We start from the raw sequence: 15,312 nt of genomic DNA on the forward strand, positions 1-15,312 counted from the left end.
ATGCGGTCAGTGCGCGGGCGTTGCGGCCGACCCGGTCGCGCGCGGCGGTGCCGCCGGTATGACTTCCACGGCCAGCGCAGCGCCCAGCAGGAATATCTGGCTCGAGCCGTAGAACCAGATCAGCAGCGCAGCGAAAGAGCCTGCCGCACCGAGCGCCGATTCGGTCGCCGTGGTCGCGATGTACAGCCCGATGGCGTAGCGACCCAGCATGAACAGCATGGCAGCGAAGCAGGCGCCCACGGCCGCATGCAGCCAGGGCATGCGATGGTCCGGCAGCCAGCGCAGCAGGGTGGCGAACAGCAGCGCGATCACGCCGAACGAAAACACCGCTTCGACCACCAGCACCACCGGCAGCAATACCGGCCAGATGTTGGTCACGTGATGCATCGCGACCAGCACCGCCGTCTGCGCGACCAGTGCCACGGCGAGCAGAAAGCCGCCGCCGAGCACGATGCCCAGCGCGAGCAGCCTCACCTGCAGCAGCCGGAGCCAGGAAAAAGGCACCACAGGTTCGCCCAGCATGGCCTGCAGCGCGGCGCGCAGTTCGATGAATACACCGGTCGCACCGATCAGCGTGCCGCCCAGCGCCAGCCAGGGCCCCAGCGAGCCGTTGCCGTCACCGCTCGACCGTTCACTGGCACGCTGCAGCAGGTCGGACACGGTACCCGCTTCGCGCGGACCGATCAGCCCGGACAGCGCATCGATCAGCGCCACCTGCGCACTTTCATCGCCGAGCACCCAGAACATGACGCGCGTCACCACGACGATCAGCGGCGCTATCGCGAACGCTGCGTAGAAAGCCACCGCCGCACCGTAGGTCATGCCGCGCGCGTCGTCATAGCGGCGCAGGGTGGCCAGCGCGATCCGCCATACCTCGGCCAGGCCGCGCGGGCACTTCATGCCGTGACCGCCTGCACCGGCGACCGGGCCGCCGAAGCCAAACTTGCCGCAGCGATCACCAGATGGCGGCTGTGCTCGCCGGCAGTCGCCAGATCCAGCCATTCGCCGACCGCCAGCGGCAGCAGGCCGGCCGCGCGCGCGCCGGCGATATCCGCCAGTGCACCGGCCGCACACACGGTGATGTCATGCCGGCGACCCGCGCGCCGCACGGTGAGCGTCACCTTCGGCCAGTGGCCGGGCAGACGGGGTACGACGCACAGGCTTCCCTGACGCACCCGCAGGCCGCACATCGATTCGATCGCGGCGTGGTGCATCCAGGCGGCCGAGCCGGTGTACCAGCTCCAGCCGCCGCGTCCGGCATACGGCGGCTGGGTGTAGATGTCGCCCGCCATCACGTAGGGCTCGAGTCCGTAGGCGGCGCTCCGCGCCTCGTTGTCCGCCCGGTGCGCCGGGCTGAGCCCGGTGAAGGTTCGCCATGCGGCATCGACATCTCCCAGTTCGGCCTGCGCCATCAGTGCCCATACCGCGGCATGCGCATACTGCCCGCCATTCTCGCGCACGCCGGGCGGATAGGCCTGGATGTAGCCGGCATCCGGCCGGGCATGCTGCAACGGCGGATCGAGCAGGCGCACCAGACCGTTCGTCTCATCCGTCAGCAGGCGGCCGACCGATGCCATCGACGCCTGCTGCTGCGCCGGTGTGGCGACGCCGGACAGCACGCCCCAGGCCTGCGCGATGAGATCTATTCGGCATTCTTCGTTGCGGCGCGAGCCCAATGGCGTGCCGTCGTCGAAGAAGGCGCGCACGAACCATTCGCCGTCCCACGCCGCGCCGCGCAGCGCATCGCGCCAGCCGGCGGCAGCCAGCTGCCAGCGTTCGGCACGGCCGGTTTCGCCCTCGGCGTGCGCGAGCACGCTGAAGCGGGCCACCACCTGACACAGGAACCAGCCCAGCCAGACCGACTCGCCACGCCCTTCATGGCCGACCCGGTTCATGCCGTCATTCCAGTCGCAGGTGCCGATCAGCGGCAACCCGTGCGTGCCGACCGCAAGACTGCAGTCGATGGCCCGTGCGCAGTGTTCGTACAGCGACACCGGCTGCGTGCCGATGCGCGGCACGTAGTAGGCGTCCTCCGCGCCTTCGGGTATCGGGTCGCCTTCGAGGAAGGGCACCAGCTCGTCGAACACCTCGACGTCGCCCGTGACCTCGATGTAGCGGGCCGCGGCGAACGGCAGCCACAGGCGGTCGTCGGAACAGCGGGTACGCACGCCGGCGCCGGTCGGCGCATGCCACCAGTGCTGCACGTCGCCTTCGGCGAACTGGCGCGATGCCGACAGCAGCAGCTGGGCGCGCAGCAGCGCCGGCGCGGCGACGCACAGTGCCATCGCATCCTGCAGCTGGTCGCGAAAGCCGAACGCGCCACCGGCCTGGTAGAAGCCGGCGCGCGCCCACAGACGGCAGGCCACCGTCTGGTAGGGCAGCCAGCGATTCACCATCACATCGAACAGCGGGTCGGGACTGCTCACCGTCACCGCGTCGAGCAGGCTGTTCCACCGGGCACGCACCGCCTGTTCGCGCTGCACGGCACCCTGCTCCGCCGCAGTGCGCGCCAGCATGCCCGCGGCACGCGGCGATTCGCCGTGTCCGAGCAGGAAGACATGCGTGGACGACTCGCCCGGCGCCAGATTGACCGTCACCGACAGCGCGGCGCACGGATCGACGCCGATGGCGTCCTGCGCACCCAGCCGATCCGGCATGACCGGCCGGCCGTCCGGGCCGAACAGTTCGCGCCGGTCGCAGGTCCAGTCCGCCAGCGTGGCGACGCCCGGCCTGCCATCGGCGCCCTCGCGCTGGAGCACGACAAAGGCGGTGCTGTTGCCGAAGCCGGCATGGCCATCGCACTGGGTCGCCAGAAGTGCATCGATCTGGCGCGCCGAGGCGTCCGGTAACGCCAGCCGCGCGAACGCCGTGCGCACCGACTGGCGGTCGCTGCGCAGCGCACCGATCACCCACTCGAACACGCCGATCAACCGCAATGACTGCGCACGCGCGCCGCGGTTGGCGAGCACGATGCGCACCTGCTTGACCGATGCGTCCGGGTCGACGCACCAGGTCGCCTGCACGTCGATGTCGCCGCGCCGGTGACGCAGCGTCGTCAGGCCCTGCCCGTGTTCGATGCGATAGGGCACGTCGGCGGCAGCGGCACCGGCGCCGACGCTCCAGAGGTCGCCGCTGCGCAGGTCCTGCAGATGAAAGGTTTCGCCGCCCGCATCGCCGACCGGGTCGTTCGACCAGCCGGTGAGCTGGTTCAGCCGGCTGTTGCCGGCCCAGGTGTAACCGGTGCCGACTTCCGACACCTGGCTGCCGAAATCCGGATTGGCGAGCACATTGATCCACGGCCGCAGCGTGCGGTGCGCATCGGTCACGGTGAAGCGGAAATCGCCGCTTCCAGCATCGAACACACCCTTCGGCGGCAGACCGACGGCACCCTGACGCGCCGCCGGCAGCGCGGTCGCCGGCTGTTCGGCGCGCGCGTCGAGCGCGCTGTCATGCCAGTCCACCAGATCCTGCACGTGATGCGACAGCGGCCGGCCATCGGCATGCAGACTGGCCCTGGCCAGCGCGGCCAGCGCAGCCCGCTCGGCGGGCGACAGCTCGTCGGCGTACATCAGATACAGGCCGCAGGCGCGTGCCGGCGCAGTCGCGACGACCTCGGCCGCGTAACGCTCGCGCAGCGCGGCCAGCTCGGCCTGCAAGGGCATCAGGTAAGAGTGGGCCTCGCCGTTGAGCACCACCAGATCGCAGGTCAGGCCGCCCCATGACCACCAGCGCAGCGCCTGAAACAGCGAGCGCAGCATGCGCACACCCTGCACCGCGCTGGCGTGCACCACGATGATCGGCCGGTCACCCGACATGCCGAGCCGCCACAACGTGCGTCGGTCATGCAGTGCGCCGCCCGCCGGCGCTTCGAGCGGTGCCGGACGCGACATCAGCAGTACCAGTGTCGTCGTCAGCAACTGGATGGCGGCGCGATCGTCGGCATTGACCCGCATCTCGCGCAGCCGGATGCTCGCAAACGTGCCGGACATCAGCGACGAGCGTTCGACCATGGCGTCCTGCCGGTACCGCTCGACCAGTGCCTGCAGCGTGTCATGCGCATCCGCTGCCGCCGTGCCGACGGTGAGTGACGCCATGCCGTGCGCCGGCAGGCTCAGGCGCATCGACAGCGACGCCAGCGGATCGAGGCCGGTCACGCAGTCCTGTTGCGGTCCGGGCTGTGTGGCAGACGGATCCGCCGCCGCGCCGTAATCCGCGCGCGGCTGTGCGGCGTCGCGATGACGACCGAGCCAGCGCGCGCGATCGGTCTGCACGCAAACCGACTTCAGGTGCGGGTCGGCATGCGCGATGAAATGCACCGCGTGCAGCCCGGCTTCGGTCGACAGCCGCGGCTTGCGCGAAAAGTAGGCGGCACGGCTGGCGCCATCCCAGCTCGCCTGAACGAACAGCTTGGCAAAGGCCGGATGCATTTCATCGGCGCGCGCTTCGGACAGCGACACCTCGAACATCGACATCAGTTCGACCTCCATCGGCTCCGACGAGGTGTTCCACAGCTCGATGCGGCGCAGCTCGACGTCGTCTTCCGGACTGACCCACACGGTGCAGCGGGTGCGCAGGTCGGCCCACTGCGCGTCGAGACAGACGCGGTCGCTGTGGAAGGTGGCGCTGTAGTCGGCCAGCGGATCGGCCGCCGGATGCTGCGTGATCGACACCGGCGCGGCCTGCGGTGCTCGCCGGAGATAGAAGAAGGTGCCGTAGGCATCGCGCAGCGCGTCGTCGCGCCAGCGCGACACGTCGGCCGTGCCGAAGCGGCTCCAGCCGGCGCCGTTGGCACGCAGCGCGACCGAATAGCGACCGTTCGACAGCAGATGCGTCGGCTGTAGCGCCGAGGCCCCCGGTGTGAGCAGGCGGGTCACGCCGGGCAAGGTATCGCGCCGGTCGTTGCGCGTCGGCGCCGGCGGCGGCGCGAGCAGTCGCGACACTTCGCGCGGCACGCGCTCCTGCAAGAGCGAGGCGACGGCGTCGATGCGCGGCTCGGCCATGCACCAGCGCCGGGGTGCGCCGTCGAGCAGCAGATTGGCGAGTGCAACGATGGTCATGCCCTGATGGTGAGCCATGAAGGTACTGACCACCGTGTAGGCGCTGCCGCCGGTCTGGCGGTCGGCCACATAGTCCAGCGCCTCGGCGAAGCCCATGTCGCTGCGGGCATTCAGGCCTTCCATCCGGCGCAGGTTGTCGATGGCGGCTGCCGGTTCGAACATGGCCGCCAGCGCCGTCGCATAGGGCGCGACGACGATTTCGTCGGCCGGCGTGCGGCGCAGCGCAAGGCGCGGAACGCCCTGCGGAGAATACTGGTAGGCCAGCGTGTGGTCGCTCGCGGCATAGGCCGATTCGGACAGTCCCCACGGCACGCCGTGGGCGCGCCCGAACGCCCGGTGCTCGCGCACCGCCGCCTGCGCGGCACTGGCCAGCGCACTGCCCGGCAATTCGTCGAGCACCAGCGACGGCATCAGGTATTCGAACATCGACCCCGACCACGAGCGCAGACCCGCTTCACTGCCGGTCGCGAAGAACGGTCGCCCGAGCGCCGCCCAGTGCTTCACCGGCACGTCGCCCTTGGCGATCGCCCACAGGCTGGCCAGCCGCGCCTCGGACGCGAGCAGGTCGTAATAGCTCTTGTCCAGCGTCTGTTCCTCGACCAGATAACCGATGTGGAACAGGCGTCGGCGTTCGTCGTACATGAAGGCGAATTCCGCTTCGAGCGCCAGCCGGCGGCACTGCGCCGCCAGCGCGACCAGGCGCAGCGGTGCGTTGCAGGCGCGGTCGGCGTCGTCTGCCGGTCGCACCGCCAGCGCATCGCAGGCGCCGGCCAGCGCGATCAGATGACCGCACAGATTGCCGCTGTCCACCACCGACACATAGGCCGGCGCCAGCGGCACCAAGCTTTGCGTGTCGTACCAGTTCAGGAAGTGGCCGCGGTGTCGCGGCAGCACGGCCAGCGTGGCCAGCGTGCGTTCGCAGCGGGTCAGCAGCTCGAGCGTGCTGATCCAGCCGAAACGCCGTGCGCAGGCGGTCGACAGCAGGTAGAGGCCGATATTGGTCGGCGAGGTGCGCTGCGCAACCATCGTGTAGGGCACGGTCTGCACATTGTCCGGCGGCAGATAGTTGCTGGCCGGACCGACATGGCGCTCGAACAGGCGCCAGGTATGGCGCGCCACATCCAGCAGGTAGGCGCGATCGCCGCCGGCCATCCGGTAACGATGGCGGTGCGCCGATGCGCGGCTGGCCAGCCCGATCCACAGCGGCGTGCCCGCCCACAGCGCGCACATCGAAAGGGCCAGCCATGGCGACGACGTACCGCGCCACCAGAGCAGCGCGCACACGCCCACCGCCAGCGCACTGACCGGCCAATGCACGCGCCACAGGCCGGTCAGGCTGTGCCGTGCAGCGGACTGCGCGTCGGCGGCGGTGGTCCATTGCAGCAGGCGCCTGCGGCTGATCGCCGTGCGCCACAGCGCGCGCACGATGGCGTCGCACAGGTGCAGCGCATTGCGCAGCAGCAGCGCCAGATTCCACAGCATGCCGCCGAGCGCGCGACCGATGTCGACCAGCCCCTGATGATAGAAGTGGCGCAGCGCGAGGTCGTCACGCGCCGGCGCCATGCCGGCCAGTGCACCGAGCAGCGGGCCACCGCCGAACGCGGCAGCCATCAACGCGAGCACGCCCCATGGCGACAGCAGATCGCTGCCCAGCGCGACCAGCAGCAGCACGACCGAGAACGGCGCCACCAGCGAACGGCGCAGGTTGTCGATCATCTTCCAGCGGTTGATGGCATTCAGGTCGAAGCGTCGCGCACGCCACAGCAGCGGCCACAGCTGCCAGTCGCCGCGCGTCCAGCGGTGCACGCGCGATGCCGCAACGTCGGCGTGCATCGGTGCGTCCTCGATCAGCGTGATGTCGCTGACACCGCCGCAGCGCGCAATCGAACCTTCGATCAGGTCGTGACTGAGCACCTGGCCTTCGGGCAGTCGCCCCGACAGCACGGCCTGCATCGCCTTGACGTGAAACAGCCCCTTGCCGGTGAACGTGCCTTCGTCGAACAGGTCCTGATACAGCTCGGAGGTTTCGGCGCTGTACGGATCGACACCGCAGCGCCCGGCGAACAGCGTGTGGAAGGGCGTGGCATGCAGCGGTGATGGCAGCGGCGTGACGATGCGCGGCTGCAGCACCGCATAGCCGGCGATGACGCAGCCGCGCGCGGCATCGACCCGCGGCCGGTTCAGCGGATGCGCCGCGACACCGACCAGTTCGCGCAAGGCCCCCGGCGGCAGCAGGGTGTCGCTGTCGAGCGTGACGACAAAGGGGGTGTCGGGCGCCGGTTTCGAGCGCGGCCCAAGATCGACGAAGCCCGACAGCCCGCCCGCCAGCAGGTCGATCAGTTGTTCGAGCTTGCCGCGCTTGCGTTCCCAGCCCATCCAGCACTGTTCGGTATCCGACAAGCGCCGGTCGCGATGCAGCAGCAGGAAGCGGCGCTGGCGCGCGCCCTCATCGACGGCGTCGGGCGGATAGAGCGCTTCGAGCCGGTCGATCTCCGTGACGGCGGTCGCCAGCAGTGCGGCGTCCGACCCGATGTGCGCGCCCGCCGCATCGCTGAAATCGGTGAGCAGCGCGAACTGCGCATGCGGCTCGCGGTTCGCCAGATGATGGCGTTCGAGCTGGCGCGCCAGCGCACGTATCGCGGTGGCGGACGACAGCATGGCCGGAATCACGACCAGCACGCGCAGCGTAGGCGGAATGCCGGCGAGCAGCGCCAGCCGGGGCAGGCGGCGCGGCGGCACCCATTCGCTGATGAGCCGGTTGAGCACGGCGATCACCGCCTCGCTCGCCGGCAGCAGCGCCAGCAAGGCCAGCAGCGCCCACACCGGCGTCGTGACGGACGCTGCCACGGCGTGCTGCGTGAACGCCAGCGCAAGCAGCACACTGCCGACGCCCAGCAATGCGAGATAGACCGGCACTGCATACTGGTTGCGCAGGTCACCGAAGCCGGACAGCACGGCCGGACGCAGGCCGAGCGACCGGCGCATCGCACCCGTCCCCCCGCCGCGCAACCAGAAGCTCGGCGACTCGATCGGTGCCGACGGGTCGAGCTGCGGGTCGCTGACCGGGACACGCATGTGCTCCAGCAGCCGCTCCGCCACCGCCAGTTCGCTGTGCCCGCTCGCGCGCGCCAGCCGCTCTATGGCATGCAGCGTGGCGTCCTGCGTGTCGTCGCGCTCGGCGCGGAAGGTCGATGAAGCCAGCATCAGCTGCATCAGCATGCTGGTCTGCGCAATCAGCGCACGCCAGTCGGCGTCGCCCAGCATGCGCAGGGAGCCGATGGCGTTGCTGACGCTCAGATTGTCGGCCGCCTCCTCGGCTTGCTGCCTGGCCTGCGCGCTGGCCGGATCGGGCAGCGCGCGCGCCAGCGCTTCGCGTACCGACTCCCGACCGCGCAGCCCGGCTGCCGAGCGCGACCCGGAATCGGAATGCAGCCGCTGCATCACCTGCAGCGCAAACACGGTACCGACGCGGCGCGCCTGCATCAGGCCGAACATCGCGTCGGCATCGATCATGCGGGCATGGCCGCCCGCACGGCCGGTCGCTTCGCGTTCCAGTCCGTCGCACCACAGATTGGCCAGTTCGCGCGCCGCCTTGTCGGCCGCCATGCGCTCGGACAGACGGCGCAGATTCTCGATCAGCACGACGCGCAGCGTGGTCGGCAGGGCCCACAGCTCGCCGAGGTTCAGTTCGCTCGTCTGCTGGTAGGCATTCAGGAATTCGATCAGCAGGTCATCGTTGAAGGCACTGTCGGTGTGCGCGACAAAGGCCCAGGCGACGCCATAGACGCGCGGCAGACCGGCCAGATGATCGCCGACCAGCACCGGCAGGTCGCGGAAGTAGCGCCGCGGCAGACCGTCATGTACCGCCTTGATCTGGGCGGCCACCAGATGGAAGTTGTCCAGCAGCCATTCCCCGGCCGGGCTGACGTGATGGCCGATGCGCTCCTGCAGGCCGATGTAGTGCTGCGCCTCGCGCAGCACCTTCATGTTGTCGTGCAGGCGCGGAAAGAACGCGGTCGAGCGCGGCGCCTTGAGCCGCGCAGTCTGCGCCTCGCCCAGGCTGCGGCCGTGCTGCCGGAAACGTTCGGCGCTGAACAGCTCGCCGCGGATCGGTGACTCGATCACGCCACGCGACGGATCGATCAGGGCGAGCGCCTCGGCGCCGGCATCGGGAATCTGCCGGCGCAGTCGCGCCCGGCTCATGTAGACATCGGCATTGAAACCCTGGGCCGGTCTTACAGCGACAGGCCGGCGAGCAGCAGCGCCGACATCACCAGAAGCAGACTGACAAAGCGCGGTGCCAGGAAGGCGTCGACCGCCTCGGCTGCGCAGCGCACGCGGTGCATCGGTCCGAGTGCCACTGCGCACTGGCTGAGGTGATCATTCAGACGGGTCGGGTCAGGGCTGACGGAATGGAGGGTGTGAGCAGGCATGTGATCTCCCTGGACATGAAGCGATATGAAGGTTCGACCGGGCGCAGCACTGAGGGCTGCGCGGTCGTCGTTGCCGCACGCGGCGGCCGGCGACTCAGTCGCGCGGCTTTCCGGCCCGTCCGGCGACCGACAGCAAGAGCGTTGCCACGGCGCCCAGCGCAGCGGCGAACAGCAAGGATCTGACCGGCTTCTGGCGCACGTAGCCCAGCGTCGAATCGGTGGCCCGTACCGCCTGGTAGCGCAATCGCTGCGAGCCATCGCGCACCGCCGCGACACCGCGATACTTCATTTCGTCGGCGCGATGCGCCAGGCGATCGAATACCGGCGCTGCCTGCAGGCGAGCGCTGTCCACGCGGTCGGCCAGCTGGTCCAGCGTCTGGTGGGCGATCTGGTTCGACGAGCGGACCGCTTCGCCGGCGGTATGCGCGAGCGCATCGGCAAAGCTGTCCGCCGCAGCGCCGAAGCCTTCTTGACGGTCATTCCTGGTGCGATCGTTCATGGGATACCTGCTTTCTCTGATCAGGGGAGGCCAGCGGCCCGCGAACGCCTCATCCACGGCGGACAAGGCCGAACACGAAACTTGCAACGGCAAGCACGATGAAGACGAAGAACAGGATTTTCGCGATGCCGGCCGCACTGGCGGCGATGCCGCCGAAGCCGAACAGCGCGGCGATCAGGGCGATGACGAAGAACACGATGGCGTAATGCAGCATGACGGACCCTCCTCGATGACGATGCGCCCGGCCTCTGCCGGGATGCGGCGCGAAGCCGGGGAAGAAGCGGCTGCGAAGCTCACCTTCCCGAGGACTCCCGCCGCGAGGCCTATTGGGCTCCCTGCCGCCCGTCGCGTCTGTGCGGTGGCGAACGTGGGCCGGGCCGGATGCCCCAGGGGCGGTTCGCATCCAACGTGCAAGGCCCCTAAGTGCTCCACCGCACCGACCGGCCGGATTGCTCGCCCCAGGATTGACCGACGTCGGGTCCCCCCGCCAGGGGCGCCCGGTCCGACGACCGGTTTTGCCCACCCGCGGGCTCTGCCCGCCCGCTGTCCCAGACCGTTTTCGAGGAACCCCATGAACACGGAATCACAGCTGTCAGATGTTGTCGCCCTGCGTAAGCGCGCCCGCAAGCATGTCGAAGATGGCGCCGTCACCGCCGGCTACGACGCCGATCGCGTGCAAGTGCTCAAACTGCTGAACGAGGCGCTCGCCACCGAACTGGTGTGCGTGCTGCGCTACCGGCGTCATCACTTCATGGCCAGCGGCATTCATTCGCAGTCGGTCGCCGGCGAGTTCCTGACGCATTCGAAGGAAGAGCAGGGTCACGCGGACGAACTGGCCGCGCGCATCGTGCAACTGGGCGGTTCGCCCGATTTTTCGCCCGACACGCTGACCGCGCGCAGTCACGCCGAATACGTCGAAGGCGGCACGCTGGCCGAAATGATTCGCGAAAATCTGGTCGCCGAGCGCATCGCCATCGACAGCTATCGCGAATTCATTCTCTATCTGGGCGAGCAGGACCCGACCACGCGTCGCATGCTCGAATCGATACTGGCCGTGGAAGAGCAGCATGCCGACGAACTGGCCGACCTGCTGCAGGGCGTGGCGGTGTAAGGGCCGATGCCCGCGACGCCCTGTACCTGGATGGACACGGGGCCGGGACAGGCAACCTGTCCCGGCCCGCTTTGCAGCCGCGAGGCCGCTGCGTTCAGAGCTTCGAATCGACCGAATACGGGCGGGTACCGTAATAGTCGTGAATCTGCTGCGCCCACGACTGATCGGCCATGTCGGGCCAGCAATCCTGATTGAAACCCGGCGCGCCCTCGAGGCGCTCCTTCGCAACGTCGAGCGTGAAGCGCTTGTTCTCGGTATCGAGCGTCAGCGCGCCCCACGGCACGGCGAACAGCTTGTCGCCGATGCCGAGAAATCCGCCGAACGACATCACGGCGCAACTGACCTTGCTGTTGCGCATGTCGAGCATGATTTCCTGGATGTCGCAGAGGGTCTTTTGAGACTGAATCGTGGTCCACGATTCAGTCTCAAAAGACCCTCAGTCTTCGCCGTCCTTGTTGAACACGTCGTTGCCCATCAGCGTGTCGGTCCCCATCAGGCCGGGCCCGGGGCCGTGGCGCATCAGCGGACCCGGCGTGGCGCCCTCGCCCTTGTACATGCCGTGCTTGTCCCTGTCCTGGTAGCTCATGGTCATTTCCTCTGGTTGATCCTGCTGTGTTGCGTGGTAGAGCCCGGTAAAGGGCTCGTCTTTCGGGTCGCCATAGCCCGCCTTGATGCGGCGGATCAGCCGGCGCACCCTGATGCGGTGCCATCGCAGCCGGTCGGGGTCGAAATGCGGCACCTCCGCGTCGCGCGGCTGGGTGGCATGCAGGGCAACAAGCTGGCTCGGCTGCAAGGTCGGTACCTCCATCAGATCGGTCGCACCGAGGCGTGTGCCGGCGTCCGGGTCAGAAGCGATGCATTGCATGTTGCGCGGGTGGCCAAGCGGGGTCTGTGCGGTGTCGCACCTCCACAACGCGCAGCAAACAGGATGTCGCTATACTTTCATCGCACTTCGACGCCTCGACAGCATGCGGTTGACAACCGCAGCCCCTTTTGTGTCATCCGCGTACTACGGTTTGAACAGGCTTCATGAGCGATCTTGGTTGAGACGCGATCAGGGCCCACACAGGACACGCTGAAGATGCACATGCAAGCTCCCGCTGATTTCGCCCGCAGCAACGAACTGCTCGCCGCACTGCCCGATGCCGAATGGGCACGCTGGCTTCCGAACCTCGAACCGGTCGACATGCCGCTGGGCAGGGTGCTGTACGAATCGGGCACCCGCCTCAGCCATGTGTACTTTCCGGTCACGGCCATCGTGTCGCTGCTCTATGTCATGGAGAACGGCGCCTCGGCCGAGATCGCCGTGGTGGGCAAGGAAGGCCTGGTCGGCGTGTCGCTGTTCATGGGCGGCGAATCGACCACCAGCCGGGCCGTGGTGCAGAGCGCCGGCAAGGGCTATCGGCTGAAGTCCAACCTGATGATGGTGGAATTCAACCGCGCCGGACCGGTGCTGCACCTGCTGCTGCGCTACACGCAGGCGCTGATCACGCAGATGGCCCAGACCGCCGTGTGCAACCGCCACCATTCGCTCGACCAGCAGCTGTGCCGCTGGCTGCTGCTGAGCCTCGACCGGCTGCCGACCAACGAACTGGTGATGACGCAGGAACTGATCGCCAACATGCTCGGCGTGCGCCGCGAAGGCGTGACCGAAGCGGCCGGCCGGCTGCAGGAATGCGGCCTGATCAGCTACCGGCGTGGTCACATCACGGTGCTCGACCGCGCCGGGCTGGAACAGCGCACCTGCGAGTGCTACGCGGTCGTGAAAACCGAGTACGACCGGCTGCTGCCGGCCCTCAAGGCGACCTGAGCGCAGCATCGGGCGACGCAGCGAGCCAGTGCCAGTTGCGTATGTCCGGCAGGTCTTCGCCCTGCTCGGCGATCCACGCCTTGTGGGTGGCGATGCTGGCGCGATGCCTCGCCCTGGCGTCGTCCACCTGATCGGCCAGCCGCGGAATGCGGCAGATCGCATCGAGCGCGAGCTGGTAGCGGTCCATGTGGTTCAGCACCACCATGTCGAATGGCGTGGTGGTGGTGCCCTCTTCCTTGTAGCCGCGCACGTGCAGCTTGCCGTGATTGGTTCGCCGGTACGTCAGGCGGTGGATCAGCCACGGATAGCCATGGAAGGCGAACACGATGGGCGCATCACGCGTGAAAAGTGCATCGAATGCCGTATCGCTCAGGCCATGCGGGTGTTCGGACGCCGGCTGCAGCGCCATCAGATCGACCACATTGACGACGCGGATGCGGATGTCGGGCACGTACTCGCGCAGCAGCATCACCGCGGCGAGGGTTTCCAGCGTCGGCACGTCGCCGGCGCAGGCCATCACCACATCGGGCTCGCGCGCATCGTCGCCGTGCTCAGTGCCCGCCCAGTGCCAGATCCCGGCCCCGACGGCGCAGTGCAGCGCGGCCGCTTCGGCGTCGAGCCACTGCCATTCCGGCTGCTTGCCGGCAATCATCAGATTGACCTGGTTGCTGCTGCGCAGGCAGTGATCGGCGATCGACAGCAGGCAGTTCGCATCGGGTGCGAGGTAGATGCGCACGACGTCCGGGTTCTTGTTCGCGACGTGATCGATGAAGCCCGGATCCTGATGCGAAAAGCCGTTGTGGTCCTGCCGCCACACGTGCGACGTCAGCAGGTAGTTGAGGGACGAGATCGGCGCGCGCCACGGAATGTCGTTGCACACCTTGAGCCACTTGGCGTGCTGGTTGAACATCGAATCGATGATGTGGATGAACGCTTCGTAGCACGAGAACAGGCCATGGCGGCCGGTCAGCAGATAGCCTTCCAGCCAGCCTTCGCACAGGTGTTCGCTCAGCACGTCCATCACCCGGCCATCGGCCGACAGGTCGACATCGACCGACTCGCACTCCGCCATCCAGGCCTTGCCGGTCACGTCGATCACCGCACCGAGGCGGTTCGACGCGGTTTCATCCGGTCCGAACACCCGGAAGTTGCGCGCCGGCAGATTCGCGCTCATCACCTCGGCGAGAAAGCTGCCCAGCACGCTGGTCGCGCTGGCCTGGACCGCGCCGGGCGCAGCCAGTGCCACGGCGAAGTCGCGCCAGGGCGGTATGCGCAGCGGCACCCGCAGCAGGCCGCCGTTGGCATGCGGGTTCGCGCCCATGCGGCGCGCGCCGGATGGCGCAAGGCTGGCAATCTCGCGATGCAGCGTGCCGGCGTGATCGAACAGTTCTTCCGGCCGGTAGCTGCGCAGCCACTCTTCGAGCTGGCGCACGTGTTCCGGCTTGCTGAAATCGGTGATCGGCACCTGATGCGCGCGCCAGGTGCCTTCGGACGGCAGGCCATCAACCTCGGCCGGGCCGGTCCAGCCCTTGGGCGACTCGAACACCAGCATCGGCCAGCGGGGCCGCGGCGGCGGCACCGGGGCATCAACCGCGCGCGCGGCGGTCTGGATGGCACGGATGTCCGCCAGCATGGTGTCCAGCGTGTCGGCCAGCTGACCGTGCATCGTCATCGGGTCATCGCCCGACACGAAATGCGGCGCGTAGCCGTAGCCGCGCAGCAATTCGGTCAGTTCATCGCGGCCGATGCGCGCCAGTACCGCCGGATTGGCGATCTTGTAGCCATTCAGGTGCAGGATGGGCAGCACCGCGCCGTCGCGTGCCGGATTCAGGAATTTGTTGGAGTGCCAGCTGGCGGCCAGCGCGCCGGTCTCCGCCTCGCCATCGCCGATGACGCAGGCGACGATCAGCCCGGGATTGTCGAAGGCGGCGCCATAGGCGTGCGCCAGCGAATAACCCAGCTCGCCACCTTCGTGGATCGAGCCCGGCGTTTCCGGCGCGACATGGCTCGGAATGCCGCCCGGCCATGAGAACTGGCGGAACAGCGCCTGCATGCCGGCACGGTCCTGCGTGATCGCCGGCCAGATTTCGCCGTACGAGCCTTCCATATAGGTCGACGCGACCAGCGCCGGTCCGCCGTGCCCCGGACCGATGATGTTGATCAGGTCGAGGTCGTGCTCCTTGATCAGCCGGTTCAGGTGTACATAAAGAAAATTCAGCCCGGGCGTGGTGCCCCAGTGGCCGAGCAGGCGCGGCTTGATGTGTTCGCGCGTCAGCGGCATTTCGAGCAGCGGATTGGCGCGCAGATAGATCTGTCCGACCGACAGGTAGTTGGCGGCACGCCACCAGGCATGCATGCGGGCCAGCAGTGCGTCGCGCGGTGCGCGTTCCAGCAGGGCGGCG

The 15,312-nt window shown here is 68.3% G+C and carries 10 protein-coding genes; 2 read left to right on the plus strand and 8 right to left on the minus strand.

Annotated elements, in window-relative coordinates:
* Positions 1-6 precede the first annotated feature (6 nt).
* The 5 genes from BSY238_RS01850 to BSY238_RS01865 all read right to left on the minus strand — a co-directional run bounded on the left by BSY238_RS01850 (position 7) and on the right by BSY238_RS01865 (position 10,203).
* A complete protein-coding gene (locus BSY238_RS01850) occupies positions 7-900 on the minus strand; it encodes a YihY/virulence factor BrkB family protein (RefSeq protein ID WP_069037657.1) in 894 nt (297 codons plus the stop codon).
* Complete coding sequence (locus BSY238_RS01855; protein ID WP_069037658.1) at positions 897-9,260, minus strand: GH36-type glycosyl hydrolase domain-containing protein; 8,364 nt, start codon at positions 9,258-9,260, stop codon at positions 897-899. Before BSY238_RS01855 ends, BSY238_RS01850 begins: the two co-directional genes overlap by 4 nt.
* A 32-nt stretch (positions 9,261-9,292) precedes the next feature.
* Positions 9,293-9,490 (minus strand): hypothetical protein, encoded by a 198-nt coding sequence (locus tag BSY238_RS18245; RefSeq protein WP_150123859.1) that lies wholly within the window; start codon positions 9,488-9,490, stop codon positions 9,293-9,295.
* A 94-nt stretch (positions 9,491-9,584) separates the two neighbouring features.
* A complete protein-coding gene (locus tag BSY238_RS01860; RefSeq protein WP_069037659.1) occupies positions 9,585-9,989 on the minus strand; it encodes a hypothetical protein in 405 nt (134 codons plus the stop codon).
* A gap of 49 nt (positions 9,990-10,038) precedes the next feature.
* Positions 10,039-10,203: a DUF1328 domain-containing protein gene (locus BSY238_RS01865; RefSeq protein ID WP_069037660.1), complete on the minus strand. Its 165-nt coding sequence runs from the start codon at positions 10,201-10,203 to the stop codon at positions 10,039-10,041.
* A 357-nt stretch (positions 10,204-10,560) separates the two neighbouring features.
* Between BSY238_RS01865 and BSY238_RS01870 the strand changes: the two genes are divergently transcribed.
* Positions 10,561-11,100 carry a ferritin-like domain-containing protein gene (locus tag BSY238_RS01870; protein ID WP_069037661.1) on the plus strand — a complete coding sequence of 180 codons (540 nt, stop codon included), beginning with the start codon at positions 10,561-10,563 and terminating at the stop codon, positions 11,098-11,100.
* A gap of 94 nt (positions 11,101-11,194) precedes the next feature.
* Here the strand turns inward: BSY238_RS01870 and BSY238_RS18610 are convergent, their stop codons facing one another.
* Together BSY238_RS18610 and BSY238_RS18615 are read right to left on the minus strand one after the other, a co-directional pair.
* Complete coding sequence (locus tag BSY238_RS18610; protein WP_223300231.1) at positions 11,195-11,467, minus strand: PRC-barrel domain-containing protein; 273 nt, start codon at positions 11,465-11,467, stop codon at positions 11,195-11,197.
* 69 nt (positions 11,468-11,536) lie between these two features.
* Entirely contained in the window at positions 11,537-11,908 is a 372-nt protein-coding gene (locus BSY238_RS18615; protein ID WP_223300232.1) for a hypothetical protein, read from the minus strand.
* 279 nt (positions 11,909-12,187) lie between these two features.
* Here BSY238_RS18615 and BSY238_RS01880 point away from each other — a divergent pair, with 279 nt between their 5' ends.
* Positions 12,188-12,910 carry a Crp/Fnr family transcriptional regulator gene (locus tag BSY238_RS01880; RefSeq protein ID WP_069040379.1) on the plus strand — a complete coding sequence of 241 codons (723 nt, stop codon included), beginning with the start codon at positions 12,188-12,190 and terminating at the stop codon, positions 12,908-12,910.
* On the opposite strand, the gene BSY238_RS01885 is transcribed toward BSY238_RS01880, so the two are convergent.
* The gene (locus tag BSY238_RS01885) at positions 12,897-15,266 is read right to left on the minus strand and encodes a phosphoketolase family protein (protein ID WP_069040380.1); all 2,370 of its coding nucleotides are present in this window, start codon (positions 15,264-15,266) and stop codon (positions 12,897-12,899) included. The two genes, BSY238_RS01880 and BSY238_RS01885, sit on opposite strands and share 14 nt — an antisense overlap.
* Positions 15,267-15,312 lie beyond the last annotated feature (46 nt).

Origin of the sequence: Methyloversatilis sp. RAC08 (assembly GCF_001713355.1) — a bacterium.
Lineage (GTDB): Bacteria > Pseudomonadota > Gammaproteobacteria > Burkholderiales > Rhodocyclaceae > Methyloversatilis.